General features: G+C 36.2%; 31 protein-coding genes. 7 read left to right on the top strand and 24 right to left on the bottom strand.

Annotated features, from left to right (window positions below; translation table 11 throughout):
• Nucleotides 1–122 precede the first annotated feature (122 nt).
• Nucleotides 123–527, bottom strand: coding sequence for a hypothetical protein (locus tag ACU52_RS04520; RefSeq protein ID WP_147630767.1), 405 nt, complete (start codon nucleotides 525–527; stop codon nucleotides 123–125).
• Between the two features lie 485 nt (nucleotides 528–1012).
• Between ACU52_RS04520 and ACU52_RS15010 the strand changes: the two genes are divergently transcribed.
• Nucleotides 1013–1171, top strand: a complete 159-nt coding sequence (locus ACU52_RS15010; RefSeq protein ID WP_156316883.1) for a hypothetical protein — start codon at nucleotides 1013–1015, stop codon at nucleotides 1169–1171.
• A gap of 495 nt (nucleotides 1172–1666) precedes the next feature.
• Here ACU52_RS15010 and ACU52_RS15965 read toward each other — a convergent pair whose 3' ends face one another.
• The 22 genes from ACU52_RS15965 to ACU52_RS04410 form a co-directional block, all read right to left on the bottom strand.
• Nucleotides 1667–2893, bottom strand: coding sequence for an RHS repeat domain-containing protein (locus ACU52_RS15965; RefSeq protein ID WP_053397911.1), 1227 nt, complete (start codon nucleotides 2891–2893; stop codon nucleotides 1667–1669).
• On the bottom strand, nucleotides 2890–3300 hold the full coding sequence (locus ACU52_RS04510) for a hypothetical protein (protein ID WP_147630766.1): 411 nt from the start codon (nucleotides 3298–3300) through the stop codon (nucleotides 2890–2892). The genes ACU52_RS15965 and ACU52_RS04510 overlap by 4 nt, the downstream gene beginning before the upstream one ends.
• Before the next feature lie 108 nt (nucleotides 3301–3408).
• Nucleotides 3409–3876 carry a hypothetical protein gene (locus ACU52_RS04505; protein ID WP_053397909.1) on the bottom strand — a complete coding sequence of 156 codons (468 nt, stop codon included), beginning with the start codon at nucleotides 3874–3876 and terminating at the stop codon, nucleotides 3409–3411.
• A 526-nt stretch (nucleotides 3877–4402) separates the two neighbouring features.
• The gene (locus ACU52_RS04500; RefSeq protein ID WP_053397908.1) at nucleotides 4403–4975 is read right to left on the bottom strand and encodes a hypothetical protein; all 573 of its coding nucleotides are present in this window, start codon (nucleotides 4973–4975) and stop codon (nucleotides 4403–4405) included.
• A 150-nt stretch (nucleotides 4976–5125) separates the two neighbouring features.
• Complete coding sequence (locus ACU52_RS15005; RefSeq protein ID WP_147630765.1) at nucleotides 5126–5383, bottom strand: hypothetical protein; 258 nt, start codon at nucleotides 5381–5383, stop codon at nucleotides 5126–5128.
• A 188-nt stretch (nucleotides 5384–5571) separates the two neighbouring features.
• Complete coding sequence (locus ACU52_RS15000) at nucleotides 5572–5802, bottom strand: hypothetical protein (RefSeq protein ID WP_147630764.1); 231 nt, start codon at nucleotides 5800–5802, stop codon at nucleotides 5572–5574.
• Between the two features lie 556 nt (nucleotides 5803–6358).
• Nucleotides 6359–6919: a hypothetical protein gene (locus ACU52_RS04495; protein WP_147630763.1), complete on the bottom strand. Its 561-nt coding sequence runs from the start codon at nucleotides 6917–6919 to the stop codon at nucleotides 6359–6361.
• A gap of 182 nt (nucleotides 6920–7101) precedes the next feature.
• Nucleotides 7102–7749 carry a hypothetical protein gene (locus tag ACU52_RS04490; protein WP_053397906.1) on the bottom strand — a complete coding sequence of 216 codons (648 nt, stop codon included), beginning with the start codon at nucleotides 7747–7749 and terminating at the stop codon, nucleotides 7102–7104.
• 468 nt (nucleotides 7750–8217) lie between these two features.
• Nucleotides 8218–8760 carry a hypothetical protein gene (locus tag ACU52_RS04480; RefSeq protein WP_053397904.1) on the bottom strand — a complete coding sequence of 181 codons (543 nt, stop codon included), beginning with the start codon at nucleotides 8758–8760 and terminating at the stop codon, nucleotides 8218–8220.
• A 483-nt stretch (nucleotides 8761–9243) separates the two neighbouring features.
• Nucleotides 9244–9726, bottom strand: coding sequence for a hypothetical protein (locus ACU52_RS04475; RefSeq protein ID WP_147630762.1), 483 nt, complete (start codon nucleotides 9724–9726; stop codon nucleotides 9244–9246).
• Nucleotides 9727–9806: 80 nt separating this feature from the next.
• Nucleotides 9807–10379 carry a hypothetical protein gene (locus ACU52_RS04470; RefSeq protein ID WP_053397902.1) on the bottom strand — a complete coding sequence of 191 codons (573 nt, stop codon included), beginning with the start codon at nucleotides 10377–10379 and terminating at the stop codon, nucleotides 9807–9809.
• 213 nt (nucleotides 10380–10592) lie between these two features.
• Nucleotides 10593–10934 (bottom strand): hypothetical protein, encoded by a 342-nt coding sequence (locus ACU52_RS04465; protein ID WP_147630761.1) that lies wholly within the window; start codon nucleotides 10932–10934, stop codon nucleotides 10593–10595.
• A 240-nt stretch (nucleotides 10935–11174) separates the two neighbouring features.
• A complete protein-coding gene (locus ACU52_RS04460) occupies nucleotides 11175–11771 on the bottom strand; it encodes an ankyrin repeat domain-containing protein (RefSeq protein ID WP_053397900.1) in 597 nt (198 codons plus the stop codon).
• A 365-nt stretch (nucleotides 11772–12136) separates the two neighbouring features.
• Nucleotides 12137–12676: a hypothetical protein gene (locus ACU52_RS04455; RefSeq protein WP_147630760.1), complete on the bottom strand. Its 540-nt coding sequence runs from the start codon at nucleotides 12674–12676 to the stop codon at nucleotides 12137–12139.
• Nucleotides 12677–12930: 254 nt separating this feature from the next.
• A complete protein-coding gene (locus tag ACU52_RS04445) occupies nucleotides 12931–13329 on the bottom strand; it encodes an Imm50 family immunity protein (RefSeq protein WP_162207746.1) in 399 nt (132 codons plus the stop codon).
• An 85-nt stretch (nucleotides 13330–13414) separates the two neighbouring features.
• Nucleotides 13415–13999, bottom strand: a complete 585-nt coding sequence (locus tag ACU52_RS04440) for a hypothetical protein (RefSeq protein WP_053397896.1) — start codon at nucleotides 13997–13999, stop codon at nucleotides 13415–13417.
• Between the two features lie 875 nt (nucleotides 14000–14874).
• Nucleotides 14875–15276, bottom strand: a complete 402-nt coding sequence (locus tag ACU52_RS14685; protein WP_455570153.1) for a hypothetical protein — start codon at nucleotides 15274–15276, stop codon at nucleotides 14875–14877.
• Between the two features lie 208 nt (nucleotides 15277–15484).
• Nucleotides 15485–15895 carry a hypothetical protein gene (locus ACU52_RS04425; RefSeq protein WP_193391571.1) on the bottom strand — a complete coding sequence of 137 codons (411 nt, stop codon included), beginning with the start codon at nucleotides 15893–15895 and terminating at the stop codon, nucleotides 15485–15487.
• Nucleotides 15896–15925: 30 nt separating this feature from the next.
• Nucleotides 15926–16081, bottom strand: a complete 156-nt coding sequence (locus ACU52_RS14995) for an endonuclease toxin domain-containing protein (RefSeq protein ID WP_156316882.1) — start codon at nucleotides 16079–16081, stop codon at nucleotides 15926–15928.
• Between the two features lie 29 nt (nucleotides 16082–16110).
• On the bottom strand, nucleotides 16111–16368 hold the full coding sequence (locus ACU52_RS14990; protein WP_147630759.1) for a hypothetical protein: 258 nt from the start codon (nucleotides 16366–16368) through the stop codon (nucleotides 16111–16113).
• A gap of 26 nt (nucleotides 16369–16394) precedes the next feature.
• Nucleotides 16395–18104, bottom strand: coding sequence for an RHS repeat-associated core domain-containing protein (locus ACU52_RS04415; protein WP_239684868.1), 1710 nt, complete (start codon nucleotides 18102–18104; stop codon nucleotides 16395–16397).
• A gap of 230 nt (nucleotides 18105–18334) precedes the next feature.
• On the bottom strand, nucleotides 18335–18817 hold the full coding sequence (locus ACU52_RS04410; RefSeq protein ID WP_147630758.1) for a hypothetical protein: 483 nt from the start codon (nucleotides 18815–18817) through the stop codon (nucleotides 18335–18337).
• Between the two features lie 385 nt (nucleotides 18818–19202).
• On the opposite strand from ACU52_RS04410, the gene ACU52_RS04405 reads away from it, so the two are divergent.
• On the top strand, nucleotides 19203–19445 hold the full coding sequence (locus tag ACU52_RS04405; protein WP_007751495.1) for a hypothetical protein: 243 nt from the start codon (nucleotides 19203–19205) through the stop codon (nucleotides 19443–19445).
• A gap of 408 nt (nucleotides 19446–19853) precedes the next feature.
• On the opposite strand, the gene ACU52_RS04400 is transcribed toward ACU52_RS04405, so the two are convergent.
• Entirely contained in the window at nucleotides 19854–20558 is a 705-nt protein-coding gene (locus ACU52_RS04400) for a S24 family peptidase (protein ID WP_007758935.1), read from the bottom strand.
• 115 nt (nucleotides 20559–20673) lie between these two features.
• Between ACU52_RS04400 and ACU52_RS04395 the strand changes: the two genes are divergently transcribed.
• From ACU52_RS04395 to ACU52_RS04375, 5 genes are all read left to right on the top strand, one after another.
• The gene (locus tag ACU52_RS04395; protein ID WP_007751500.1) at nucleotides 20674–20889 is read left to right on the top strand and encodes a hypothetical protein; all 216 of its coding nucleotides are present in this window, start codon (nucleotides 20674–20676) and stop codon (nucleotides 20887–20889) included.
• Between the two features lie 21 nt (nucleotides 20890–20910).
• Nucleotides 20911–21303, top strand: a complete 393-nt coding sequence (locus ACU52_RS04390) for a hypothetical protein (protein WP_007758936.1) — start codon at nucleotides 20911–20913, stop codon at nucleotides 21301–21303.
• A 145-nt stretch (nucleotides 21304–21448) separates the two neighbouring features.
• A complete protein-coding gene (locus tag ACU52_RS04385; RefSeq protein ID WP_007751507.1) occupies nucleotides 21449–21715 on the top strand; it encodes a hypothetical protein in 267 nt (88 codons plus the stop codon).
• Nucleotides 21716–21776: 61 nt separating this feature from the next.
• Nucleotides 21777–22157, top strand: coding sequence for a hypothetical protein (locus ACU52_RS04380; protein WP_007758937.1), 381 nt, complete (start codon nucleotides 21777–21779; stop codon nucleotides 22155–22157).
• Between the two features lie 11 nt (nucleotides 22158–22168).
• Entirely contained in the window at nucleotides 22169–24274 is a 2106-nt protein-coding gene (locus ACU52_RS04375) for a hypothetical protein (RefSeq protein ID WP_032558185.1), read from the top strand.
• The last annotated feature ends 3 nt before the right edge of the window (nucleotides 24275–24277 follow it).

Genomic DNA, 24277 nt, shown 5'->3' with positions numbered 1-24277 from the left:
GGATGCGAAGTCACCTATCTTTGATACGATGCGCTGGCTGCCTATGTAGATGTGCTTGGTGTAGCATTATGATCATACCGATGTCGGTTTCACTGTTTAAGTTGTTAAGGTCTAATATGTAGTCAACTACTACTAAGTCTTTTCCTTATTGCGGCAAATAATAATATAGAAAAGAATAAATACAGAACGCCACCAAGTACTATATGTCTTACTCCCAGCTCACTTGCTTCAAAAACATCATCTTTCTCTCTGTCATAATAGAATTTTATTTTTTGAGGATCAAATGGCTTGCATTTATTCCTTGGAACTCCTACGAGATATTGCTTTCCGTTGAACTCTATAAGAATTTTTGATGCATTTTTTGCATGGTAATTAATTTTCAGTACCGAATAATTTTGTATATGTTTCTCACTATTTATTATAGTTTGTCTATGGTTGTATGTTAGCCAAACATATACAAAAAATACTAGTATGCCAATATTTAACAATATGCCAACTATAAGTTCCATATTTGTAACACGTTTCATTTCCTTATTTTTTATGATTAAATCACGCCGTCTTTTTTATTAGATGCCATGATTCTTTTTGTTATTTATATTTAAATCTATCAGAAGCACTTCTTGAAGCTGTTTTTTGCAGTTTCGTTTCAACATCTCCTCCTTAATTATTATGAGAAATTGTTTTGTACTATTAAGAAAAACCTTATTAAGGTTAATAGTCGGCTTGCAATAAAGTGTTATATCGATTTCTTTTTTCCAGCTTAAAGATAGTCATAATTTATTTAAGATGCAATATTTTCATTGTCAATCGTCTTGTTCTTTGCTCTTTTTTAACAAAACGTTTCTTTACGCCTTACATTTATATAATGATTCTCGGTTTATGGCTTTGTAAAATTTTCAGTGTTGGTCTTCACCGCGTGCTTGCCGTCTGCGTCTTACCAGTAATTAGTCGCGAATCCGTCATTGCAATAGACCTATAGTAGGTTCTCCTCGTCCCGTTTAACAAGAATAGAATGGGAAAAGTTGAATACAATGAATTCTTTTCTAAATTGGAGAAGAACGAAATAGATGAAATACACGAAACTCTCTTAGGGAAGAAATACCGTGAAAATCATCTGCTAAGATTAATATCCGATTTTAATCCTGGACTCTTAAAGGCAAATTTAGAATAATAGTCTCCTGTCGTACTGAATATTGCTATACAGTTTGCATTATCCTCACGCTGTTAGAACCGGCAATATCAATCCGGTACTTACTGAGTTTTTTATTTATAAGAGCAGAAGGAAAAACTGATTATCGGTATCTTCCTTCTGCTCAAATAGTTACATTACAACACGTGCTATATTATGTTGTAATACAATAAAATCAACATTGTCCCATAAATCATAAAACCAATACCGCCATAATAGCTGTTAAGGATTGAGGCATAACGAGTAGTCCATTTTGGTACAGGATAATTTTTCTGCTCCTTATATGTATCAATAAATAAATATAGCCCCCATAATATTGCACAAAGTGCATGACAGATGTGATAAAAGAAACTTATTACACCTAGGAACAGTCCTATTAATGAAGCTATTCCATATATGTAAAATGAAGTACTTCTTTTGCTCCTGCTTCTGTATAGGCGTATAAGTATCTCTATACTACTCCAGATTATCATGCAATTAATAAATATTATACCCCATAGAGGTACTGGTTCCATTGTTCTCATTACTTACTTTCTTTTGTATTATTAGATTCTTTTTTTCTATTACCTTATCGGTTATTTTTTCGGCTCCTGAGACTTTGAGTCTTCGACCTTGTTCCAATATTTCTGTTCCTAAATCGAAACCTTCTTCACCGATTTTTTTGTCATAACCAGGCAAATGCTTATGAAACAGTTTTCTTGTTTTTTTATCAATAAATATAAATATTCCACTTTTAAATATATTATCCCAGTCGTCATTTACTGCATCTATGCACATTTCTGCAATGCCTGCAGCACCAGAAATTGTATTTCCAATACCAGCCAAAGGTACACCAATCTCAGCACCAGCAACAGATAATGTTAATGCATAGCCGACTATAGAGGCAGCATCTCCTATATTCTGGGCTGCATTGACAAGTTCTTTACCGACTTTATAATGAAGAGTTACGACAAATTCTCCATTTTCATAAGAACTGACCTGATAGGAATATCTAAGATAGGGATTCTTTGTATCTCTGTTTTCAATTACTTCAGAAGCTTTGTTATTGTGCCATAGATTGTACCAACTACGCGATGCCTCTGCTAAGGCTTTCCATTTGAAATTTCCATCAGGATCAATATATGTGATGGGGCTATTTTCAGTATAAACATACGGTGAAATATTTGGAGTTTTTTCCTTTAAAGCATCAGTAGAAATCCACAAACTCAGTCTTGGGTCATAGTACCTTGCACCGTAGTAATACAATCCAGTCTCCTCATCAAACTCCTTCGCGTTGAAGAGGTAAGGCGTATTCCAAATGTTGTTCCGCTCTTCAATGAACACTTCGCCGAACGGCACGTACTCTATGTGCTGTACCACTTCACCGTCCAGATTGGTGATGTAGCTGCTGCTGCCCAGATGGTCGGTATGATAGTAGAATTGCAGGTTCTCGTAGGCGTCGCCTTCCTGGAAGTTGTCCTCCGGTGCGTTGGCCTGAGTCATGGCAGCTTCCATCGAGCCGTCGTCACAGCAGAAGCCTTCGCCGTCCACATAGTCGTCATTGTCCGTTCCGTTGTACGGCACCCCAAATGTAGCATAATTTTCTTTGATTGCCTGCAGTTGTTGACTATATTTAACATCATAGTCTACATTTACCGCGTCAGCCTCTTTGCCGGCATATTGTATGCATTTCGAGTATGAATAGCCTGATGCGAATGATGTCATTTGTATTTTCCTATTTTTATCGTTTTCAAAATATCGTCATATTTCTTTTTATCTTTTGGATTTACATTGTAGTAATATAATCTGACATTGCCGTAAACATATTTTTTCCAAAGTTTTCCATGTTTTTCTCCCCAGAATATTGAGCATTTATTTTTGCGTACAGACCCTTGCGGGGTATAAGCATCTGGTTCAAATTGCATTAATGCGCCTTCAAAAAACAATACAACTCCGTCATTAAAAATATAAGTATATATCACGCCCTCATCATAATTTTCTTTTTCGTAATGAATAGGTGTTGGCATATCTGCAATAATTTTCACAGAGAGCAAACTTATTTGTTCTCTCTTTATTGATGAACATGTTTTATGGTTAAGTGTAGAGCACGAAACAAAGAATGTTATCAACATACAAATTATTATTTTTATCTTCATCGTCATGTCAATATGTCGTCTTTTATATGGTTCTATAGGTGTCGATAGCCAGGTTATGTAATGCGGGCTTATAGTGCGCGTTAGTCACTTAGTACGTCTTATCATGATTGATACTTGAAACATTAAAGTATCCACTTTAATATTAGACGAACGTGGCTCACCGGAAGTGGTTATGCCATTCCCGGATATTGGGTAATATATTGAATCACCTTTTATAATGAAAACGCGTTCCAATATATTCAGATCCAATTTAATACTTTTGCCATCACTGTAAATTGTAAATGAATTGCTAAACATCATCTTGGACATTTTGATTATAGCGGTATCTCCATTCATATTATACGCTTCAATGAACGGAGGCATATATTCTATTGTATCACTTCCGTTGAAAGTAGGAGGAGGGCAGTAATTATAAACTTGCTTAAATTTTAGCCTGACATCAATAGGTAAATCTTCAAACCTCAGCGTTTTAGCAGAAGATTGAGATTTGTTTGAGCATCCTGCCAATATGGAACTTAAACAAGCTACGATGATTATAATGTTTGTTTTCATTGTGTTTTATCATTAATGGGAGCGAACCATAATTTTGATATTTATTCATTTTCAATAATCTGATTTCTTCTTTGAAGTCAAAATATATCTGATAAGAAAAATCAATGCAATTACAGCAGAAACATTTGGAATAATACGTTCAAGCAAAAATACTTCAAAGTTTATATTCACCGAAAATGAAAGTAAATCGAAAATCGATGTAAACAATATCATAAATGCAGAATATATTAGAACCGATGTAGTAATAACTTTTAATACTATGACTGATATTTTTCGAGACATACTTTTTGTTTTTTTATGTTATACATTGATTTATTCTTTAAGAATCACTCAAGATTTTTAATTAGTCATTACAGGAGTGGATATGATTTTAATCTTTTCCATAAATTTAAGATTTTAGTATATCTGGAAACTGTGTATGTATTTGATTCCGGCATTCCCCTGATTTTACATCTGAATCATTCAATTTTCAACCCATAAATTTATATCTGATCAAAGGAGAACTTGGGCATTTGTATTTTTGATATTAAATATAGCTTGTCCAAATTGAATATAAATCATTCAGAAATGTATGTGATGCAGTTCCTTTTATAATTTTTAGGCCTTGAATATACATTAACCATACAGGATTTATTCTTTGCGAATTTTTCAACATAATGACCATGTGACCATAGTCATTATCATTTTTATTTCGTGAAAAGAATTGCTCCCAATGTAAGGTATTGTTATTATGTATTATCACCTCTCCCCAATAAATTCCCGCATCTATCAACAATGAACGTGATTCAACGGTTAAATCCCACGGCTGAATGGTTATGTAATCTGGTACTGTCTTCTTTTTTGCTTCTAATTCTTGCTTGGAAAGATTTTTTGATTTTATATTATTCAATAAAAATAAATTTAGTTCAGTTAAAGAATTTATAGAATAGTCTTGTTGCCACATTTTGTCTATAAATCGTTCAACAGCACGATTAAGTTCGGCCATTCTTATTTCTTTATTCTGATAGAACCATTCTGAATATTTCATCAGTTCTTTTCGCGAACGATTATGAAAATCAAACCCGAAAGGAAGATTATCTATAATTCTATACTTATTCATGGACTTTTATTTTTATATATATTGTTACTTTCCTTTTCCCATTAATAATGGTTTAGATAGACCAACTTTATTGATAACAGAACTTTTGAAGAAAAGAGCATCCTCCTAAGATTCTACAAGACCAAATGACATTAAAGAACTTTGCCTTTATTAAAAATAATTAAAACATATTCCTAAAATACCAGCTAGTATTAAGAGAAAACCGGCGCACCATCTATTATTCTTGTCATAATTATCATCATGCAATTTTTTATCCCTTCTTGTTTTACGTGTATTTCCTGCCTGAAAATTAGAATATACTACTTTTTCCCTCTTTACATATTTATGATATGTAAATCTTAATAATGCTCCAAAATCATTTGCTATTACATCAACTATTAAATATAAAATTGTATCCACTATTATCATATTTTCATTCTTTTTGTTTTTCCTCTATTTTATCCTTACATGGACTTTTATTTTATATATTGTTATTTTCCAGTTTCCATTAATAATGGTTTAGGTAGATCAACTTTATTGATAACAGAACTTATGAAGAAAAAAGCATCCTCCTAAGATCCTACAAGAACAAATGACATTAAAGATCTTAGCCTCTATTAAAAATAATTAAAACATATTCCTAAAATACCGGCTAGTATTAAGAGAAAAACGGCACACCACGTTCTATTTTTGCCATAATTATTATCATACAATGCTTTATCTACTTTTGTTCGAGGCGTTACACCTGTGAGGAGTTTTGAATATATAACTTTTTTCCTCTTAACATATTTATAATATATGAATCTTAATAATGCCCCAAAATAGTCTGTCATAAATGCTTTTATCATATTTTCATTCTTTTTGCTTTACCTCCATTTTTTGTTTATACGATTAGTTGCCTTATATAAGGCATCGTATATTATATAATCTGAATAAAAATAAGTCCAATTTGTACCATTTTAATAAACTTATAATTTTCTTTTTGTAAATTTTCCATCAAAGTAACATATCATTTCTCTGTCACTTTATTTGAAGAATTTCTATTGCTTCATTATCATGAATAAGTGAAGATAGAGTCGAGAGAGGTCGCCTGTGCAGCGCTCTGCAGAAGGCCTTTTAACTTTAATCATATTTTATTTGGGAAATTAAAAAACTTATTAATACTAATCGTTATTGTCTATTTTGTTATACAACATTCCAAATATAGCATAATTTTCTTTGATAGCCTGTGTTTGTTGACTATATTTAACATCCTTGTCAACATTTATTGCGTTTGTCTTTTGCAGACATTATTTGCGAACTTCTGATCATAGCCGTAGGATGTATAGTCGCCAATATTTGTCTGTCATTCCGTTCTTTTCTCTTCTTTCCGTAGATTTACGTTTGGTCATCGGATAATAAATTTTATTTTTCTTGTTGGGTTGACTGTCTGCCTGTAACGCTGCTATCTATGTTACTGCTATTTTTGCCAATTAAATAAATGCACGAAGATTTGAAAAAATATTTTTCATCAATCTGCATTCTTAAATATTGTTCAACATCTTTCTTCTTAAGAATGACAATTCTTTCTTTATAAAATTTTGCGTCTGCTTTGTCAATAAAATATGAAAACGTTTTGCCGACCGTTATATTTTTGACAAAAGAAAATCCTATACTGATTGGTCGTTTGTCTAATAGGTTTTCATACATCATCTCTATAAAATTGAAATCACCTTTTCTACTTTTAAAATACTCGTGAACCAATTCAATATCAGACTTGTTGTTTATTGGCGCTAACGATACCCAAGTTAAATAATCTTCGCTTGAATTATTTGTAATTCGGTATTCATATATCGCCTGGGCTTGTTGAGTAATTCCGTTTAAATAACAAAATGATGTCGTATCAACAGATATTTCATTCTGTGCATTTAAATTAATTACACTACTCATAAAAAGCAAAATTAGTATGTAAAATCTTGTTCCCATTGTGTTTCAATTTGATTTAAATCTTTAATTTCATAAAAATATTTGTCTGTAGAGAAATTCCATCGCTCATCAGAGTTTAGCAGTCTGCTCTGATTATCCATTCATATTCTTGACCTTCTGAGCTGTAGTTATAAGTAAAATAACCAGTTTCCCGGTTCGTTTTATTCTTAAGTGCGGAAAGATCAAATAAAAAAGCTTTCACCAAAAGGAAGGTTTATAATTGCTCCATTCGGAAGAATCTCAAATTTCATCGGATATGGATAATTCCAGTCTTTAATTGTCGTATATCTAAAATTGGGTATACCGAATTTTCCTTTTTTAATCCACGTGTCATCCAATATTCCATCAGACTGCTCTACGCCATACAATACAACTAAGTACCCGTTTCTGTAAAAATATCCATCGTATTTGTCCTTGTCATAAAAGAGCATAGACCGTAATGTGAAATATTGTTTGTTGTTTTTCTCTATAAACCGAAGTTCATACAAAACATTAACATCGTATTGTATAAATGAATTTAGACAGCTGTTTATTTCTTCATTCTTAATCACATTATTTCCTGTAACGTGTCTATTGAATTTTAATTTTGACTCATTTGTTATAAGTGACAGCTTATCTTTGTTAACAATCTCATACACCGCATATTTAGGTTCAGAAGTTTCATGAACTAAACGAAAATCTTTATAATTATTTATCTGCCCATTAAATTTCAATAGACGCTTAGTGTCAATTATGGGTGTCCTGTCCAGACTGTCTGTTTGATAATATGTTATTAATTTATCTTTATAAAAGCAGTAACCGTCAATCAGGTCACTGTCATAATGATTCATGGTTGTAAGAAACAACAGATCATGTTCATCAAGTTAGATGTCATAATCTGTATACCGCGCCAGTTGGGATATTTCACAATAAAGCTGTCAATGGCAGCTGTTAAGGCTGGAGACAGTGCTTCGTTATTGCCACTACAACTGGTTAACAGGATTAGAAGTATAAAAATAATGTTTTTCATTTTTATAGATTTTATTCTTATTTACCCGTAATTTGGATTTAATCCAGGATTATCAAATCATATTGATATATACAGTTTTTCAACTTTTTCTTTTCTATCAATGATTGACCACATAAATATTTTATTAAGCAAGTACACTGTTGTTTGGAGAAAATTTACTACAACGTAAGCCTATTTAAGGCTGTAAGTCTTAGGAACATTAGCAGTTTCATTTTTGCGCTCATGGGCTTTCTCGTCTGATAAAAATAGACTGTATTAATTTGAAAGGCAGTCTAATTTTAATAAATATTTATGGAGTATCAGGAGTCATATAAAACCAGATTATGGAATCATAACTAAAATTATTTACTTCACATTCATAATCATTTTGAACTGATTTGATTTTTAAACGTATCATATCCCTATAGGAGTAAGGACTTATCTCTCCTTTTTCTCTAATTTTCGTGGTATCAGACAAGTTAATATATACTTGTGATTCTTGTTTACTCACAGGTCTTTGAAACGAATAATTGAAATTCTGGTAACCAAATCCAATCGAAGCGGAATCCCCAATAAGCAATTCTGAATATAAGACGTCACCTACATCATACTCGCTAAATACATAAATCGTATCTGATGCATATATTGCATTTGCAATTGAATCTGGAACTATTTGCCTTCTGATACGGTTCAACGTCTCTGCATCAAAGGCATAATAAGTTGCATTTTTGCATTTCCTTTGTGCATGATAAATCAGATCATATAGATTATTAATCTGATCCTTGCGTATATTTCTGGTTGTACCACAAGAAAAGAAAGTCATACATAATATAAAAGAAAGAATATATCTCATAATATTATATTACTGCTTTTAATTTTTAATGATTTTCCACGGTTATTCACCTGATTAGATTTACTTTTATAACGCAAACTTTCTGCTTTTATCCCAAATATAATTATAATAGTCGGCTTGCAATAAAGTGTTCTATTGATTTTCTTTTTCCCGCCTAAAGATAGTCATAATTTATTTGAAACGCAACGTTTTCATTGTCAATCGTCTTGTTCTTGGCTCTTTTTAACAAAACGTTTCTTTACGCCTTACATTTATATAATGATTCTCGGTTTATGGCTTTGTAAAATTTTCAGTGTTGGTCTTCACCGTGCGTTCACCGCCCATACCAAACCCGTAGTTGGTCATGGAACCGTCATCGCAATAGGGTGACAGATGGTTCTCCTCGTTCTATTTCAGTCTGCATTCATTTTTTATTGTGATTTCATATATAATAAAATGAATACTAAATTATTTATTACAATTATTTTTATAAACTAACAATAATCATCGTAATGAATTGATGGCGTTGTCAAAAAGTAATTTATTTGATTTTTTTACATTCTTATAACCTACACATATATCTCTAATTATGACGTCTCTCCATAATAGTCCTACAGAATCTTGTCCCGCAATGTCTAATGTATCAGGACGTATGGTTATCAACTTGAATCCTAGAGACTTATTTACATCTTCTGCTAAAAAGGAGTTCTGAAATCTCAATGAATAAATACTATCATTCACTGATTTTATATTTGTTTTATTGGGTGTCATGTCTGGAGAACCCAAATAAATGCACGACGAATCAGAATACATCAATTGCACCATGTTTTCTTCTATTGTAGAATATTCGAACCATTCATATCCTTTCGGAACTTTTATCGTATAATTTATGTTTTCAAACTCATAATTCACTTTTCTCAATTCTGTGAAACTTCCACAGGAACTGAAAAACAAATAAAACAACAGAATTATATATTTTACTTTCATTCTAATCAACTTTAACATGTTGCCGATAACCTGCTCACTCCGCTAGCCTTGATTTTTTATATGATGAGAGACATCCCTATTTATTTTAATATAGAACTTCCATCTATCTGATTTTTAACTCTTTTAATCATGTAATCATTGATATTCTTTGAAAAGACAAATGCAGAACCATTATTAGTTATTTTTACAAGCCAAAAATATTTATTGTTTATTTCTTTATTATTTTCTATTTCTAAATGCTTTAGATAAAATTTTTTACATATTTCTTGGCTTGTTAATTTATCGTTGGAAGAAGATATAAAAACAAGTTTATCGGCAATTTTAAGATATGATGAAGGATATAATCTTTTGTCCACATAATATTCACCATATTTCATCATGGATGTCGGTCCTAATAAATAAATTAAATCACTATTCATAGCTTTATTTTCTTTATATAATACAACATCTCCATCCAAAACTAAATTATTAAACTGAGGGTATGTTTTTATATATTCCCTTAATAGAGTTTTTAGTTGTGGTATAACATTAGTTGTATCAATGATGTTAATTTCACTTTTGTTTCTATTCTTAGCATTTTCTAAAATACTGTTGCCTTTATTGCATCCATTTAATGTAAAAAGCAATATGAATATTAAAAGGTATAATTTCATGATTTAATTCTGTTTTAAATTGTATAAATTTTCTTCTCTAAAATAGACGTTGTGTCTGCCGATAATCCTTTAGGTCCCGTATTTTGGAACATCAACCTTTTATGTCGCGGTCATCTAAAATTTTATAAAATATCTTTGTCGTAATTGATAGAATTACAAAAGTTCATAATAATAAATAATCATACCGATATCTATGTTTAGAAACACATATATCTACTCATTATTCTTGGCAAATCTTTTACACAAGCTATGAGAGTCTTTAATATATCTATACATCTCAGATTGCTTCCATGATGCGGAATTATATTCTTTGAAACCTTTTGATTTGAAGGCTGTGTAATATCGTTCCAAATAATTCCGTTTTACTTCGTAAACTTTAATTTTATAACCATCTCCATTGAATTCATTCCATTTGTTTTCTTCAACAACAGGCGTCAATGCTTCTTTCATAGGCATTCCCACCAATTTTTCCATTTCTGATATGATATCTATACATGATGTTCCTAAAAGGGACATCAAAACAAGTATAGCTAATGTCTTAAATGTAGAAGTCATATTTTTTACTAATAAACTTTTATCTATTTTTCTATTTTGCGTATCCGTACATTCTTTTGTATTATTATATTCTTTTTCTTCTATTACCTTATTGGTGATTTTTCAAGCTCTAGAGATTTTGAGTTAATGACTCTGATTTAATATTAGTTCCTAAATCAAAACTTTCTTCACCGTTTTCATCATGATCAGGTAAATTTTATTAGGAACAATGGTAATTTTATCGTATCAATTAACTTTCACTTAATCATATTTGTTCAATAATTTTTGCCGCAATTTGTAGAACTCGTGTTTGGGAGGATAATCTTTGCTTTTTAGTAACTCAAGCAGAGTTCTCTTGTCATCTTTTCCATATATGGTGATACGCCTGTTAAGTGACATCCCTTTTTCATTGCATAAATAATCTGCAATATCAAGTTTTTCTAAAACTACGGGATAATCAAGGACACATTCTCCATTAACCTCCATATAAGGAGATACATGCCCTTGTTCTATGAGAATTTTTGTATAAGTCAATGAAGTGCATACAGCTATAAATAATGGATTCTTTTTTAAGTTTGTTGTTGAATCTAATGTTACAATATTTGGATTTGCTCCAAAATTTAATAAATCCATAATAAACCTTGAATCTGTATTATAATTATTGTCAATAAAACCAGCTGCCAATATTAGAGGAGTATCGCCATTTTGGCAAACACTGTTTGGATTTGCTCCAAGTTCTAAAAGACATCTGAATGCTTTATATTTTCTATTGAATATAGTCCACATTAAAAGAGGCTTTCCGAAAATAGCATCAGGGGTGTCTATATTCAAAGAGTTTTTATGAATATACATTTTCATCTGAGTAGTATCTTATCTTTCTACAAGTTTTGCAAAATTTTCTATCGCAGTACTTTTATAACAGTCAATATCATGGAATGTTATATTCGTTGTATTTTGACGGCAAGAAGTCACCAAAATACAACAAAATATAAGTCTTATGAAAGTAGCCAAATTCATTTCCTAATAATTTTTTCTTTTAATATAGAAAGTGTATGATTCTTTATCCTTTGTCCAAAATGTATTAAATCGTCTATTTTTGTAAACGATATTTGAGAACAATAATTGCAGGTAAATATACTCTGCTTAAGTTCATAGACTTTTATTTGGGTGTCTTTCATTACCAATCTTTACAAATATTGTGAAATCAGTATTTTATAACCCTTTTAATCAATATATTCGCATTTTACTTTCGGTAAAACAATTGTATCTGGATGGCTTTCTATTGTTAAAAAATGTTTTTCATTATAATATATCAAAATAGCTCTTTTTAGAAAATTAATTAAATTACTATAGGTATAAATCTCTTTCCCATTATAATCTGCTATTAAAAAACTGTCGCTATTGCAATAGTTTATATTTAATGCCTCTTTTTGATTCCGCTTTTTATTTTTAATAGTCGGTATCACATATATTTTTTTATGTGACACTTCACAAAATTCAATTATAATAGAGTCTTTTAGCTCTGCAAGAAAATCCTTATATAAAGGTCCTAATAAAAATCCGTGTTTCTTTTCGTCAAAATTAAACAAATGATTTGTAGGAAGTATCACATAACTGTCATACCTTGTTGTAGTTACATACATATTAATGGCCTGCATAAAATGCTTATTTTCTAAATAAACATTCAATTCATCTTTTTCGCCTTTTTTATTACATGCAAAGATGAGCATACAAGTAAGAACTAAGAATATTTTATATTTCATTTCACACCCTATGTATTTATCTATAATATTTTCGAACTTTTATATTCTATACGCTAAATATGATTATTTACCTATTTTAGGTAATCTTCTAATTATACTGGACAAAGTGGTTATTTCTTTAAATAGATTTGACAAAGATTTAGCTTCCAGTACCCTTATGGAATTCTGCACCGTAGGATGCGAAGTCGCCGATCTTTGAGCCTATATAGATGTGACTTCCTCTTAAGATTTACTAATTTACCAACGAAAAAGAACTAATTTTGTTGGTATCCGGACATACTTTTTATATAACTCCATTTTGAGAAAAAAGATAACTGAACTTTTCCTTCACTGTTTGTTATTGTAATCTTATTTTTGTCAATTGCTATTTTTTCACCTTTTAAAATACTTTTATTTTTAGAGTCCTTATCTATATTAAAATCAATGAACTTAACACCTAAAAAGCCGAAAACAAATTGAATTGTATTTATCTTTCTTTCAATCCATTTAGAAGGCATATCTTTAGGCATATTCTTTATGTCAAATCTTATATCTAATTCAATATCTTCACCTGTTATTATTGTAAATTCATGAATGTGGATAGATTCTAAACCTGGTAAAATACCATGATAAAGTTTTTCAACTTTTTCTTTTCCATCAATAATTGACCACATAAATATTCTATTATTTATCATAACTGTAATATCTCTAATCCAAACCTGACATTACTTCTATCATTTAATAACTCTCTGTTAAATTTCATTTGACTATTCTTTTCCTTGGTAAGAATATACCTTGTTCAAATAAATTTTTTGCTTTTTCAAATAAATAATTATACAAATTTGAAAATGATTCCGAATATGTTATTTCATAATTGCCTTGTCGTTTTCCCACAATATACTTTTTAACAATTTTCTTTCCCTTTATATAAATTTCAAATGTAATCCAAGGATAGTCTGCTGCTACTACTATAGGAAAATATTTTTTAGAAATAATAATATCACCTTTAGACTCTATAAATACATTGCTGATTTTTTTTATAATTAACTTCGATTCTGCTTCTGATATCTTTTCTTTCAGGTGTGGAGACAATTTCTGTTTCATAACGCCTTCTCTGTCTTTATATACTGAAATGTATATTTTATTGGCATCAAGTACAGATGCAAAAATAGCCACTTTAGCAGAATCAATAAGTAAAGTTTCTTCAGGTTTAACACAGTTGTCCGTCGCAGTAGAGTCAAGTAATATGGTATTATGGTTCACAAAATTACGCTGTCCGTCTTGCGGGCAGGCAAATAATATTAATGGATACAATAATAATAAATAGGCAGCAAAATTTCTCATATAAATTTTTTATTAATTATGTCAAAGATAAATTTTCTTTATGCTTGGCTGTTTTTCATGTCGTTTAACTTAGCTGAGTAGAGAGAGTGTGCCTGCGCAGCACTCTGCAAAAGGCCTTTTAACTTTAATCATATTTCTTTCGGGAAATTAAAAACCTTATTAATGCTAATGGTCGGCTTGCAATAAAGTGTTATATCGATTTTCCTTTTTCCTGCCTAAAGATAGTCATAATTTATTTGAAACGCAATGTTTTCATTGTCAATCGTCTTGTTCTTTGCTCTTTTTTAACAAAACGTTTCTTTGCGTCTTATATTCACGGTTTATGGCTTTGTAAAATTTTCAGTGTTGGTCTTCACTGCACGTTCGCCGCCCATACCAAACACGTAGTTGGGCCCAAATCTGTCATCGCAATAGTCCGGCATGTGGCTTTTCTCTTTTGAAATAAGCTTGTGCTCGCTTGTCTGGCCTCATTTGTCTATCGTTTATCAGGCATCTAGTATTTATAAATAATTTTTATAATTAAGAGGACTTTTTATACAAATTACATTTTATCAAGAATAAATAATAACAAATATACAATACAAGTAAAATGAATAGCCAAACAAATGAACGCTTCGGGTATACATCTAATATACTTAGTTCATATACACATGGAAGAATAAGTGGGATAAAAAAATTAAATTTGTTTTTTCCTAAAAATAAAAATAGGAATAATAATAGGAACTGAATAACAAATAATATGCTTGTCCAAGCTATCATTGTCAATCCGTGAGCAATATCAGGATGGGCTATAGGAGCAAGTCTATCTAATAGGCTCATGCCTAATAAATAGATTATGCTGATTATTATATTCAAAACAACTGCGATGATAATTCTCATTTCAAAGGCTTAGCTAAAATTGAGTGATTATGAAGAATAAAACAAAACTTTTTATTGCCTGTTGTTATTTTTATAGTGTCGGCAAACTCTGAGTTCACATATACCTGCTCGCTCTCGCCGCTGGTCTTTACTGTGCTCTCGCCGTCTGCGTCATACCAGTAGTTGGTCACGAACCCGTCGTCGTCAGAGGCCAGCAGGCGGTTCTCTTCGTCCCATTTCAGTTTGCGCTCATGGGCTTTCTCGTCTGTTGTTCCGTCTTTCTTTGTGCGTCCGGTGTTGACGTACACGAGGTTTCCGTTCGCGTCATACTCGTAGGCATGGTTGTTGCCGGTCTTCTGGCTCTCGTCTGGAGTGGCTTCTGTGCGGCGGTCGCCTATGTCATAGGTCGAGGTTGTCACGTTGCCGTCCGCATTTGTTACACGTACAAGTCGCTGGATTCCGTCGTATTCGAGCGTCGTGGTGATGTCCCGTCTGGATCGCTTTCCTGCATGCTCTTCAGAGTCTTTCCGCTGCCGCTCGTATGTGTTTTATCCAGAACTCGCGTATATATATTCATGGGTGATACTGGTAACACGTTCCATAACGTCATATTTGAATAATAGAGAATCACAATTTAAGAAGTTGTATAATTGCACTGTTATAATCCCAAATATCGAAATAAGTTTTTATTTCAGTATCTGGAAATACGCCTTTTTGCGTATACACATATGGTGTAATAATTATTTTATTTTCAGTTAAGGATAAACTGATTGTTTTATACGTTTTATACAATGTCTTCCAACTTTTAATGTGCAATTCTTTTAGGATATTTTTTTGTATCCCATTTGTAATTTGTATCCCTGAATTACTATATTGTAAAGCTTCATTAATTATATTCTCAATATTATGAATTTCACAATTCGATGTAATAAAGCAAGGTGTATGCGCAACCCATAATCCTATTTCATTTTTCGATTCTGGATAAACAATAAACTCTGTTGCCGATTTACATATTGTTATTTGTTTATTTATAGCCATATATAATTTTATAATTGATTAAATTGTTATTTACTTAATAACTTGTATATTTACTTCTACTCCGTTAGATTTTCCATATTTAGTAGCTTCTTGTAAAACTTTTACTTGTGATGGAGAAGCACCCCTTGGAATAGCTATGTCCAAAGTTCTTTTTGTTATATCTTCTTCTGAGATGATAACCCCCATTCCAACGTTTTCCTTTGAATTTTGCTACTTTATCGATAATACCTTTTTAAGGTAGAAAATAAAACTTTTCCATTTTGATAACTCTTTGCATTAAGGTCTATACTTTTTATGCTCTTTGCAACACCATTCAGGAATTTATCTATTACCGGGAAATTTCCTTTCAAGTTTTTTCCTAATTGTTCCTCAATTATTAAACAACGTTCAAGCCACGGTAAAGACCAGACACTTTTACTGCTTGCTTTAAAAGCAGCAAGAATAGTCTTTCCCTTTCTTCCTACTATAGACAAAGGGATAATTGTTGCCCCTTGATAAATCAGCTCATTATTGAATGATTCTTCTGCATGGCTATAGGCTTTCTTTCTATGAAACTATTTTTCCCAAAAATAAAATTTCCAATAGAAGAAAAAATATTACTTGTATACTTATGATAATATTTTCCTCTAATTTCTTCTAAGATTTGATATCGAGATACACCTGATGGTATTAAATTACCAGCATAATCAAATCCAGGCACATAATTAGCCATAGACCAAACATAAAAGTTTTGGTCATTGACAAACCAATCATTTCCATCAGGGTCGATATATTTTATAGGATTGTTATTTGAATAACAATAGCTACTGATATTTGGATATTTTTCTTCCAATGGATCTGTTGACATCCATAAGCTCAACCTAGAATCATAGTATCTCGCACCATAGTAATACAGTCCCGTCTCCTCGTCGAATTTCTTCGCGTTGAAGAGGTAAGGCGTATTCCAGATATTGTTCCGCTCTTCAATGAACACTTCGCCGAACGGCACGTACTCTATGTGTTGTACCACCGCTCCATCCAGGTTGGTGATGTAACTGCTGCTACCCAGATGATCGGAATGGTAGTAGAACTGCAGGTTCTCGTAGGCGTCGCCTTCCTGGAAGTTGTCCTCCAGTGCGTTGGCCTGAGCCATGGCAGCTTCCATCGAGCCGTCGTCACAGCAGAATCCTTCGCCGTTTACATAGTCGTTGTTGTCCGTTCCGTTGTACGGCACATCAAAGGTAGCATAATTTTCTTTGATTGTCTGCAGTTGTTGACTATATTTAACATCATAGTCTACATTTACCGCGTCAGCCTCGCTGCCGGCATATTGTATGCGCCTCGGATCTGCGCCGTAGGATGCGAAGTCACCTATCTTGGATACGATGCGCTGTGAGCCTATATAGATGTGCTTAGTGTAGCGTCCGCCCTGGTTGGCCACGAGATAAGGACTCACGTAGAGTGAGAACTTGGCCGTGTTGGTGCGTCCGCCGGCAAACTCTGAGTTCACAAACACCTGCTCGCTCTCTCCGCTGGTCTTCACTGTGCGCTCGCCGTCAGCATCATACCAATAGTTGGTCACGAATCCGTCGTCGTCAGAGGCCAGCAGACGGTTCTCCTCGTCCCATTTCAGCTTGCGCTCATGGGCTTTCTCGTCTGTTGTTCCATCTTTCTTCGTGCGTCCCGTGTTGACGTAAACAAGGTTTCCGTTCGCGTCATACTCGTAGGCATGGCTGTTGCGCGTCTTCTGGCTCTCGTCCGGAGTGGCTTCCGTGCGGTAGTTCACGTCACTGACGTTGTCAAGCTGGAACTTCTTTCCTTCCTCCTGTCCGTAGGTGTACGTCAGGTCATAGCCCACGTTCAGTGTGCCTTCAAACTGCAGGTTACCCTGCGTCAGGTGCTGGCTCTTCGAGGTGATGCGGTGCATGTTGTCGTAGCCCATTGCCAGTGTGTAGCTTGCCGTCTTGCTGTCTGCACCCGTGTAGGTTCCGGTTGCGCCTGTCAGACGGTACAGTGCGTCGTAGGTGTAGCTGTGGCTCATTTGTCCGCCGGCCTTGCCGCTCTGTGGCAGGGCCGCTCCGTTGGTCACGCCGAGCACGTTGCTCACGGCGTCGTAGGTGTAGGCGTTGTCCATTATGGTGCGTCCGCCGGCGTCAACCTTCAGACCCTGCAGTCTGCGACGCTGCAGGTCATAGGTGTAGAATGTCTCCGCTCCGTTGCAGTACTTCATGTACGTGCGCTGCCCGAACTTGTCGTAGCCTATGCGGTTCACGTAGTCGTAGCCGTATGACTTGTAGCCGTGGACGTTGGTCAGCTGGCCGCCGAGGTCGTAGGTGTAGGAAACCTTCTCCTCGTCGGGGTATATCATCTCCAGCAGGCGGTTGTGGCTGTCGTAAGCCCACTGCGTCACGTACGTGGCGATGGCCTGGTTGGGCACAATGTCTTTATCCATATTTTGCATTATGGTAAAATAGACCTGTGTCTATCATATTTTTCCAGACCTGGCTGTATTCCAAATAATCCCAAACTATTTTTATTAAAATATAATATATCATTTCGCGAAACACATTCATAAATATATGATGCTGTACTTTCTTTTAAATTGTAATAATATATATGGGGTTGAATTATGCCCTTTCGTTTTATAAAATATGTAACTGAATCTTTTTTGCAATTTAACAAATCTACAATATGTGTCATTTCGTCATATATACATTCTTTATTTTGAACATTATCTACAACTGGAATCCATTGTGTTATCCAAATGCATTGATCCGCTGTCTTAAGATAAAAGTCATTTGTTATAGTTTCGCCCATATAGCAATACCGTAATTCGGCAATACTGTCATTAAAAAACATTCTATAATATGTTCTAGCAGGATTTTCTTGCCCACTTTTTGTTATAGGAGTATTACGTTTCCATAATTCATATTTATGGGGCATAGAACGAAGCGGTTTTTTCAATGGTCGGGAAAAATGGGCGAAAGGTTTTGAAAACCAAAGGGTTTAGGCATGATCGGGAAAATGGGCTGAATATTTCGAAGCGGTTTTTCTCTTTACATGGCTTACATCTGCTTTACGTTTGAGGGGCTTTTCTTCGGATATTCGGGGGATTGCTTTACATCGGGCTTGCAGATGGGGCTAAAACGGCCTGGAAGGGTTTTATTTTCGGCTGTGTGGCCGTTTTATGGCTGGGTTGATGGATTTTGTTATATGATGGTGTGAACGGCTGTGTGGCCGTTTTTTTGTGCCTATTTTTAAAGATGTTGCCTTAAAATTCTTCCAAATAAGTATTATTTGGTATATTTGCAGCATAATAGAAACGAATATGGCAAAAGTGATTCATGTGCATTTGCTGCATAAAATAGACGGGACGAAGCAGAAAGATTGGTATTTCAGCAGTATATCGGCTGTTTATACGGTTCTGACGGCAGATCAGGTGGGGGCAACCAAGAATTACCTGCTTCATGCCGGGCTGTCTGGTAACGGCACAATATGCACGAAAAAGGCTATAATTAAGCAATCTACGCTCATCTCGGGTGGTAGTAAGGGAATGGTTAGAACGATATAATAGCGCCGTTAGAAAGGCTTGTAGGCGTTATTTCTTTGAATGCTGATTGGGGAGCTTATGGCTCCCTTTTTTTATGCCCCTACGGTTGGTTTTATTTGGTTAGGGGTTACTATTGGGGTTACTGTTAGGGGTTACTACTTCTTTAAGTTAGGGGTTACTTTAGGGGTTACTTTTTCAGTTCTCAGAGGGTACGCCCGAAATAGGAAACTATGTTATAAATGAAAGCAAGTGCCGTTTTTCTCTGTTTTCAGAGAGGAAAAACGACACTTGTTTGTGTGATATACCTTATTATAATAAAATAAATCCTTTGATTTACAGTGTATTTACGAGTTTGCTTCAGGTAAATTCCTTCAAAAGTGTGTGCGTGCGTCCTTTTTTAGCCTTCTGTAGGAGGCATGCGTGTACCACTTAGAAGAACTTGCTGATACTTCCGATTACTTCAAAGACATTGATGATGCGTGATTTGTCGAATTCCTGTTCATCGTAGTCATTGGTGTTGATGGGGATGAAGCGCAGCTTGTCCGGATCCGGCGACCTGCGGAGGATTTTAATGGTGCGGATGGTATCCAACACCACTGCATAGATTTCGCCATATTGGATGTCGTTGAGTGTGCATTGGTGCAGGGCAATGATGTCGCCATGGTTTATTTTGGGTTCCATGGAGTGCCCGGTGACATTGCACCAAAGGCTGGCTTTTTCGAATCCCCTTATTACAATGTTGGTGGCAGGTATGTTTACCTGTGAATTAAACACTTCATCAAAGCCCCCGATAAAGTCCACATCGTAGTATGGTGTACCGATGGATGGGTTCATAGATGTGGTAGGCAGAGTCGAAGAATTTGCTTCGTCTATTGTTTTAATGCCGTTCAAATCATCTTTCAACATGCTTCCTGCACCAGTAAGTAACCAATCGGCAGATAATTCCGGATAGGCTAATAGAATTTTTTCAATATTCATTGAGCTCATGCCTTTGCCAGACACCTTTGCTTTCCCAATAAGTCCAACAGAAAGACCGGCATTAACAGTCATTTGATTGTCATTTATGCCCTTTTTCTCCATGAAATATTGAAGTCTTTCTATAAAATTCATATCCTTATATTGATTTTCTTCCATATTTATTTTGATGTATTGAAATAATTCTATATATTTGCAGCGTGTTTAAGATGTAAACAGCGCGCCAAATATACAAAAAAGGCGTGTGATTAGCGAATTTTAAGGATTAAAGAAAATGAAAGCAAAAGTAATTATAGCTCAAGCAACAGCCGAGACCGCCGAAGCTCTTTACGGACTGGTCAAGAAGATGGTAGATACAACAGCAATCAAGGCTTATCCCAGTGTAGATTATCAGGCAGTTTTCTTTTCAGCTGATAGATACGACTTAGACTTTGTAAAAAGAGTATTGGCGGATAAGTGCTTTTCTTTCAAAATTGAAGATGCAGAATAATACAATAAAATAAGTGAGTTTATGACACAGCAAGAATTTATGGAACGGACGGGGATAACCCCTACAGCAGAGGATTTTGATTACATCCATGCGGTTTATCTGAACACTTCGATGAACAAGGATGAGTTCTGCAAAGATTTCAAGAAACATGGGGACAGCCGGATTATCCGCGATGTTCATGTGCGAGTGCTGAACTATGAAATGAAATGTGAACGTCAAAAGGAAGTTATCGACAACCTGACCGATTTTCTGATTGGCAAGGCACATGCGTATGACGATACCGATTTCCGCAAAGAAGCGGTAGGGCTGGTCGGTGAGATGGAAGTGGTGAAACGGACCATTGAATTGGGGCTTCCGCTTTGGGATGAAGACAGGATGGTTGTCCTTTCGATGATAGAAGAACAAGGCAAATAGATTGCCGGATAACTGGCAGCCCGGAAAGACGGGCAGGGGCGGCAGGCACGGCCGGAGAGTTGGTAAATCGAAATAAGAAAGCGTAGAAAGCCGTCGGGGTTCGATTCCCCGCGCCCCACGATATAAACTTTTAAAATTTAGAGTTATGGCAAAGAATTTCAATCCGAGAACAGCAGAGAGTCTGTTCAAACAGAAGTTGCGCACGATGATAGGCAGTACGGCACATACGCAGAATATTGCCGACCAGGCGATGGAGCTGGCTGGACAATTCATGACGGAGGATGAGATAAGCAACTCGGATGCCTACCGGGTGATAGAGAATGTGAGCTGTGTGTGTGAGGAAGCGATGCAGGTGCTGGTCGAAGAACTGCAGAAAGGGACACGCCTTCATGAAATACTGACGGGTGATTAGGAAATAGCGGAAGCCGTTGAAAACCTTTGAACGAACGATAACGATTAAAAAGTATGACGATATGAGAAAGCAGATTTTGACAGATAACGAGACCAAGACCTTCTTGATGAAGACATTCGGATGCAGCCGTCAGGCTGTGTGGCAAGCACTGAATTTTGTCCGTGACAGCGATCAGGCGCGCCGGATACGCACTCTTGCCCTGAAGCGAGGCGGCAAACTGACTGACGGGAACTTCATCCCGAACTGCGAAACCACCTTCGAGGAGTGCGAGAAGACCATGACCTGCACTTTCGGTCCCCGTGTAAAACTCGTGGTCCACAGAAAGACCAATGATGTGGATGTGTACGTGGACGGAAAACGGACTGAAACCTACCAATGTGAATTTGTATCGGATTTCATGCAGCTGCAGCACGAGACCCAACAGATGGCATCTGCCTTATAAATAGAAATGAAATGGAGTATTATGGAAAGATATTGTGCATATCCTACAATGACCTGACTTACGATGACCGACCGGTGATGGTGAACGGAAAGGCAGACTACAGCAGAAGCCGCACGCTGAAAGGAGTTCATCCTTCCACTCTTTCCGAAGAAGAACTTGCTCCCATCATGTCGATACCCAATTACAAGAAGTTAGCGGCAAAGGAGAAAATCAATGTAGTTCGATCCGGAAGAGGTCTGGGAGGTTACGTTTTGGTAGAAATAGCCACCATGCCCCTACGGTTTCAGGAAAGGATAAAACTAAAATACGGAGATATGAAAGAAGACGTAATAAGAAACTGGCTCGGCAGCCATTACCACATCGATGCGAAAGCCCGGGAATTTTACACCCGGTTCCGTTTTGACAACGGAGATACACTGCCACCGGAACACATCCAAGAATATACGGTAAACGCTTCGGTAATTGAGGCAGTGATGCGTGCCATGGAGGATGCCACGTTTATGCGAAAGGCCATGAAGGCCGGGCCGGTGAACTGGGGCGAACTGGCAGGAGCCATCAGTTACTACCAAGCAGAGTTCGGACATACCTTGCCTGTCAGTTCCAACCGCTTCAAGAAGCGTGTGAATGACTTCAAGGCCAACGGCTATGAAAGCCTTATCAGCCGCAAGTTCATGAACCAGAACCGCCGGAAAGTGACCTATGACATTGAACGCCTGCTGCTGAGCATCGATGCCCAACCGGAGCAGCCCTTCAATACCACCGTGTGGGAACAGTACAATCTATTTGTGCAAGGAGAACTGGAGCTATATGACCCCGAAACCGGCGAGGTGTTGAATCCGGCAGACTTTACCGACAAGGATGGAAATCCGCTGGTATTGAGCCCGGCCACAGTAGCCAACTACCTGAACAACCCCAAGAACAAGGCCCTTCGCGGTAAGCTGCACATGAGCCAATGGGATTTCAACAATGCCTACCGTCCTTATCATCTGCGCAGCATCGGTGAATATTCCTTGAGTAAGGTTTCTCTTGACGACCGCGACCTGCCGCGCCCAATGAAGGATGGCAACCGAGTGAAAGCCTATTATGCCTACGATGTGGTGAGCGGTGCTGTGGTGGGATATGCCTACAACCGGTACAAGACTACCGAGTTATTTTTAGACTGCATGCGAAACATGTTCCAGACCCTGGACCGGAACGGCATGTATATCCCCGCCGAGTTAGAAGTGGAACACCACCTGGTAAGCGACTTTGCCGACGGATTGATGCAAGCCGGTACCGTCTTCCCCCTGATCCGCTGGTGTAACCCCGGGAACTCGCGTGAAAAACGTGCCGAGCACAAGAACCGCGAAAAGAAATACGGTGTGGAGAAACGCACGCAGGTAGGTATCGGCCGATGGTATGCCAAGCTGGAGGCCAACCGCCCGAAGGAAGAAAAGGTGTATGACGAAAAGAACAACACCTACAAGGTGAAGACCTATAGTTATGAAGAATTGGTAGCCGATGATATACGCGCCATTGAGACCTTCAACGCACAGCCTCACCCCAACCAAAAGCGCTATCCGGGCATGAGCCGTTGGGATGTGCTTTGCGCCCATCAGAACCCGAACCTTGCACCTTGGGACAAGGCCGTTCTTTACCGGTTCATCGGACAGCACACCGAAACAACCATCCGGCAGAACACCTACTGCACGGTGATGTACAACCAATACGGACTGCCCAGCCCGGAAATCATCGAAAAGCTGGAGCCGAGGAACTACAAGGTAGATGCCTATTATCTGCCCGATGCCGACGGAACCATCAACGAGGTATATATCTACCAGAACGGACGATATATCGCCACCTGCAAGCCCGTAGCCCGTTACAATGAGAATACAGCCGAGCAGACCGAGTACGACAAGGCAGCCTATACCGAACAGTCCAAGTATGTAGCTCAATTCGACAAGATGATGAAGGACGGCAAGATCAAGCGTGTGGGCATCCTTGCCAAAGAGGAAGCAAAGCTGATAACAGAGGTACAGGCGGAAGCCGTTCCCCTTCCTGCACAAGCCGAGGAAGAAGATTACTCAGCCTATATGGACATCAGTGCCTTCGAGCATGATGCAGTAGCCAAGATATAATTA

Source organism: Xylanibacter rarus (genome assembly GCF_001275135.1).
Taxonomy (GTDB): domain Bacteria; phylum Bacteroidota; class Bacteroidia; order Bacteroidales; family Bacteroidaceae; genus Prevotella; species Prevotella rara.
This window is presented reverse-complemented; position numbering and strand designations above follow the sequence as displayed.

Bases quoted from the DNA above. Each gene is read 5' to 3' on its own strand.
- ACU52_RS15000 (WP_147630764.1), bottom strand. From the start codon at position 5,802: ATGATAAAAGCATTTATGACAGACTATTTTGGGGCATTATTAAGATTC.
- ACU52_RS15010 (WP_156316883.1), top strand. From the start codon at position 1,013: ATGGGAAAAGTTGAATACAATGAATTCTTTTCTAAATTGGAGAAGAAC.
- ACU52_RS04375 (WP_032558185.1), top strand. From the start codon at position 22,169: ATGGAGTATTATGGAAAGATATTGTGCATATCCTACAATGACCTGACT.
- ACU52_RS04440 (WP_053397896.1), bottom strand. From the start codon at position 13,999: ATGAGAAATTTTGCTGCCTATTTATTATTATTGTATCCATTAATATTA.
- ACU52_RS04480 (WP_053397904.1), bottom strand. From the start codon at position 8,760: ATGAGATATATTCTTTCTTTTATATTATGTATGACTTTCTTTTCTTGT.
- ACU52_RS04390 (WP_007758936.1), top strand. From the start codon at position 20,911: ATGACACAGCAAGAATTTATGGAACGGACGGGGATAACCCCTACAGCA.
- ACU52_RS04445 (WP_162207746.1), bottom strand. From the start codon at position 13,329: ATGTGGTCAATTATTGATGGAAAAGAAAAAGTTGAAAAACTTTATCAT.
- ACU52_RS04500 (WP_053397908.1), bottom strand. From the start codon at position 4,975: ATGAATAAGTATAGAATTATAGATAATCTTCCTTTCGGGTTTGATTTT.
- ACU52_RS15965 (WP_053397911.1), bottom strand. From the start codon at position 2,893: ATGACATCATTCGCATCAGGCTATTCATACTCGAAATGCATACAATAT.
- ACU52_RS14995 (WP_156316882.1), bottom strand. From the start codon at position 16,081: ATGGGGGTTATCATCTCAGAAGAAGATATAACAAAAAGAACTTTGGAC.
- ACU52_RS04380 (WP_007758937.1), top strand. From the start codon at position 21,777: ATGAGAAAGCAGATTTTGACAGATAACGAGACCAAGACCTTCTTGATG.
- ACU52_RS04520 (WP_147630767.1), bottom strand. From the start codon at position 527: ATGAAACGTGTTACAAATATGGAACTTATAGTTGGCATATTGTTAAAT.
- ACU52_RS04490 (WP_053397906.1), bottom strand. From the start codon at position 7,749: ATGAATCATTATGACAGTGACCTGATTGACGGTTACTGCTTTTATAAA.
- ACU52_RS04505 (WP_053397909.1), bottom strand. From the start codon at position 3,876: ATGAAAACAAACATTATAATCATCGTAGCTTGTTTAAGTTCCATATTG.
- ACU52_RS04510 (WP_147630766.1), bottom strand. From the start codon at position 3,300: ATGTTGATAACATTCTTTGTTTCGTGCTCTACACTTAACCATAAAACA.
- ACU52_RS04400 (WP_007758935.1), bottom strand. From the start codon at position 20,558: ATGGAAGAAAATCAATATAAGGATATGAATTTTATAGAAAGACTTCAA.
- ACU52_RS04465 (WP_147630761.1), bottom strand. From the start codon at position 10,934: ATGACTTCTACATTTAAGACATTAGCTATACTTGTTTTGATGTCCCTT.
- ACU52_RS04495 (WP_147630763.1), bottom strand. From the start codon at position 6,919: ATGGGAACAAGATTTTACATACTAATTTTGCTTTTTATGAGTAGTGTA.
- ACU52_RS04470 (WP_053397902.1), bottom strand. From the start codon at position 10,379: ATGAAATTATACCTTTTAATATTCATATTGCTTTTTACATTAAATGGA.
- ACU52_RS04455 (WP_147630760.1), bottom strand. From the start codon at position 12,676: ATGAAATATAAAATATTCTTAGTTCTTACTTGTATGCTCATCTTTGCA.
- ACU52_RS04415 (WP_239684868.1), bottom strand. From the start codon at position 18,104: ATGAAGTACTGCAACGGAGCGGAGACATTCTACACCTATGACCTGCAG.
- ACU52_RS04385 (WP_007751507.1), top strand. From the start codon at position 21,449: ATGGCAAAGAATTTCAATCCGAGAACAGCAGAGAGTCTGTTCAAACAG.
- ACU52_RS04395 (WP_007751500.1), top strand. From the start codon at position 20,674: ATGAAAGCAAAAGTAATTATAGCTCAAGCAACAGCCGAGACCGCCGAA.
- ACU52_RS04425 (WP_193391571.1), bottom strand. From the start codon at position 15,895: ATGGCTATAAATAAACAAATAACAATATGTAAATCGGCAACAGAGTTT.
- ACU52_RS04475 (WP_147630762.1), bottom strand. From the start codon at position 9,726: ATGAAAGTAAAATATATAATTCTGTTGTTTTATTTGTTTTTCAGTTCC.
- ACU52_RS04405 (WP_007751495.1), top strand. From the start codon at position 19,203: ATGGCAAAAGTGATTCATGTGCATTTGCTGCATAAAATAGACGGGACG.
- ACU52_RS15005 (WP_147630765.1), bottom strand. From the start codon at position 5,383: ATGATAATAGTGGATACAATTTTATATTTAATAGTTGATGTAATAGCA.
- ACU52_RS04460 (WP_053397900.1), bottom strand. From the start codon at position 11,771: ATGAAAATGTATATTCATAAAAACTCTTTGAATATAGACACCCCTGAT.
- ACU52_RS04410 (WP_147630758.1), bottom strand. From the start codon at position 18,817: ATGCCCCATAAATATGAATTATGGAAACGTAATACTCCTATAACAAAA.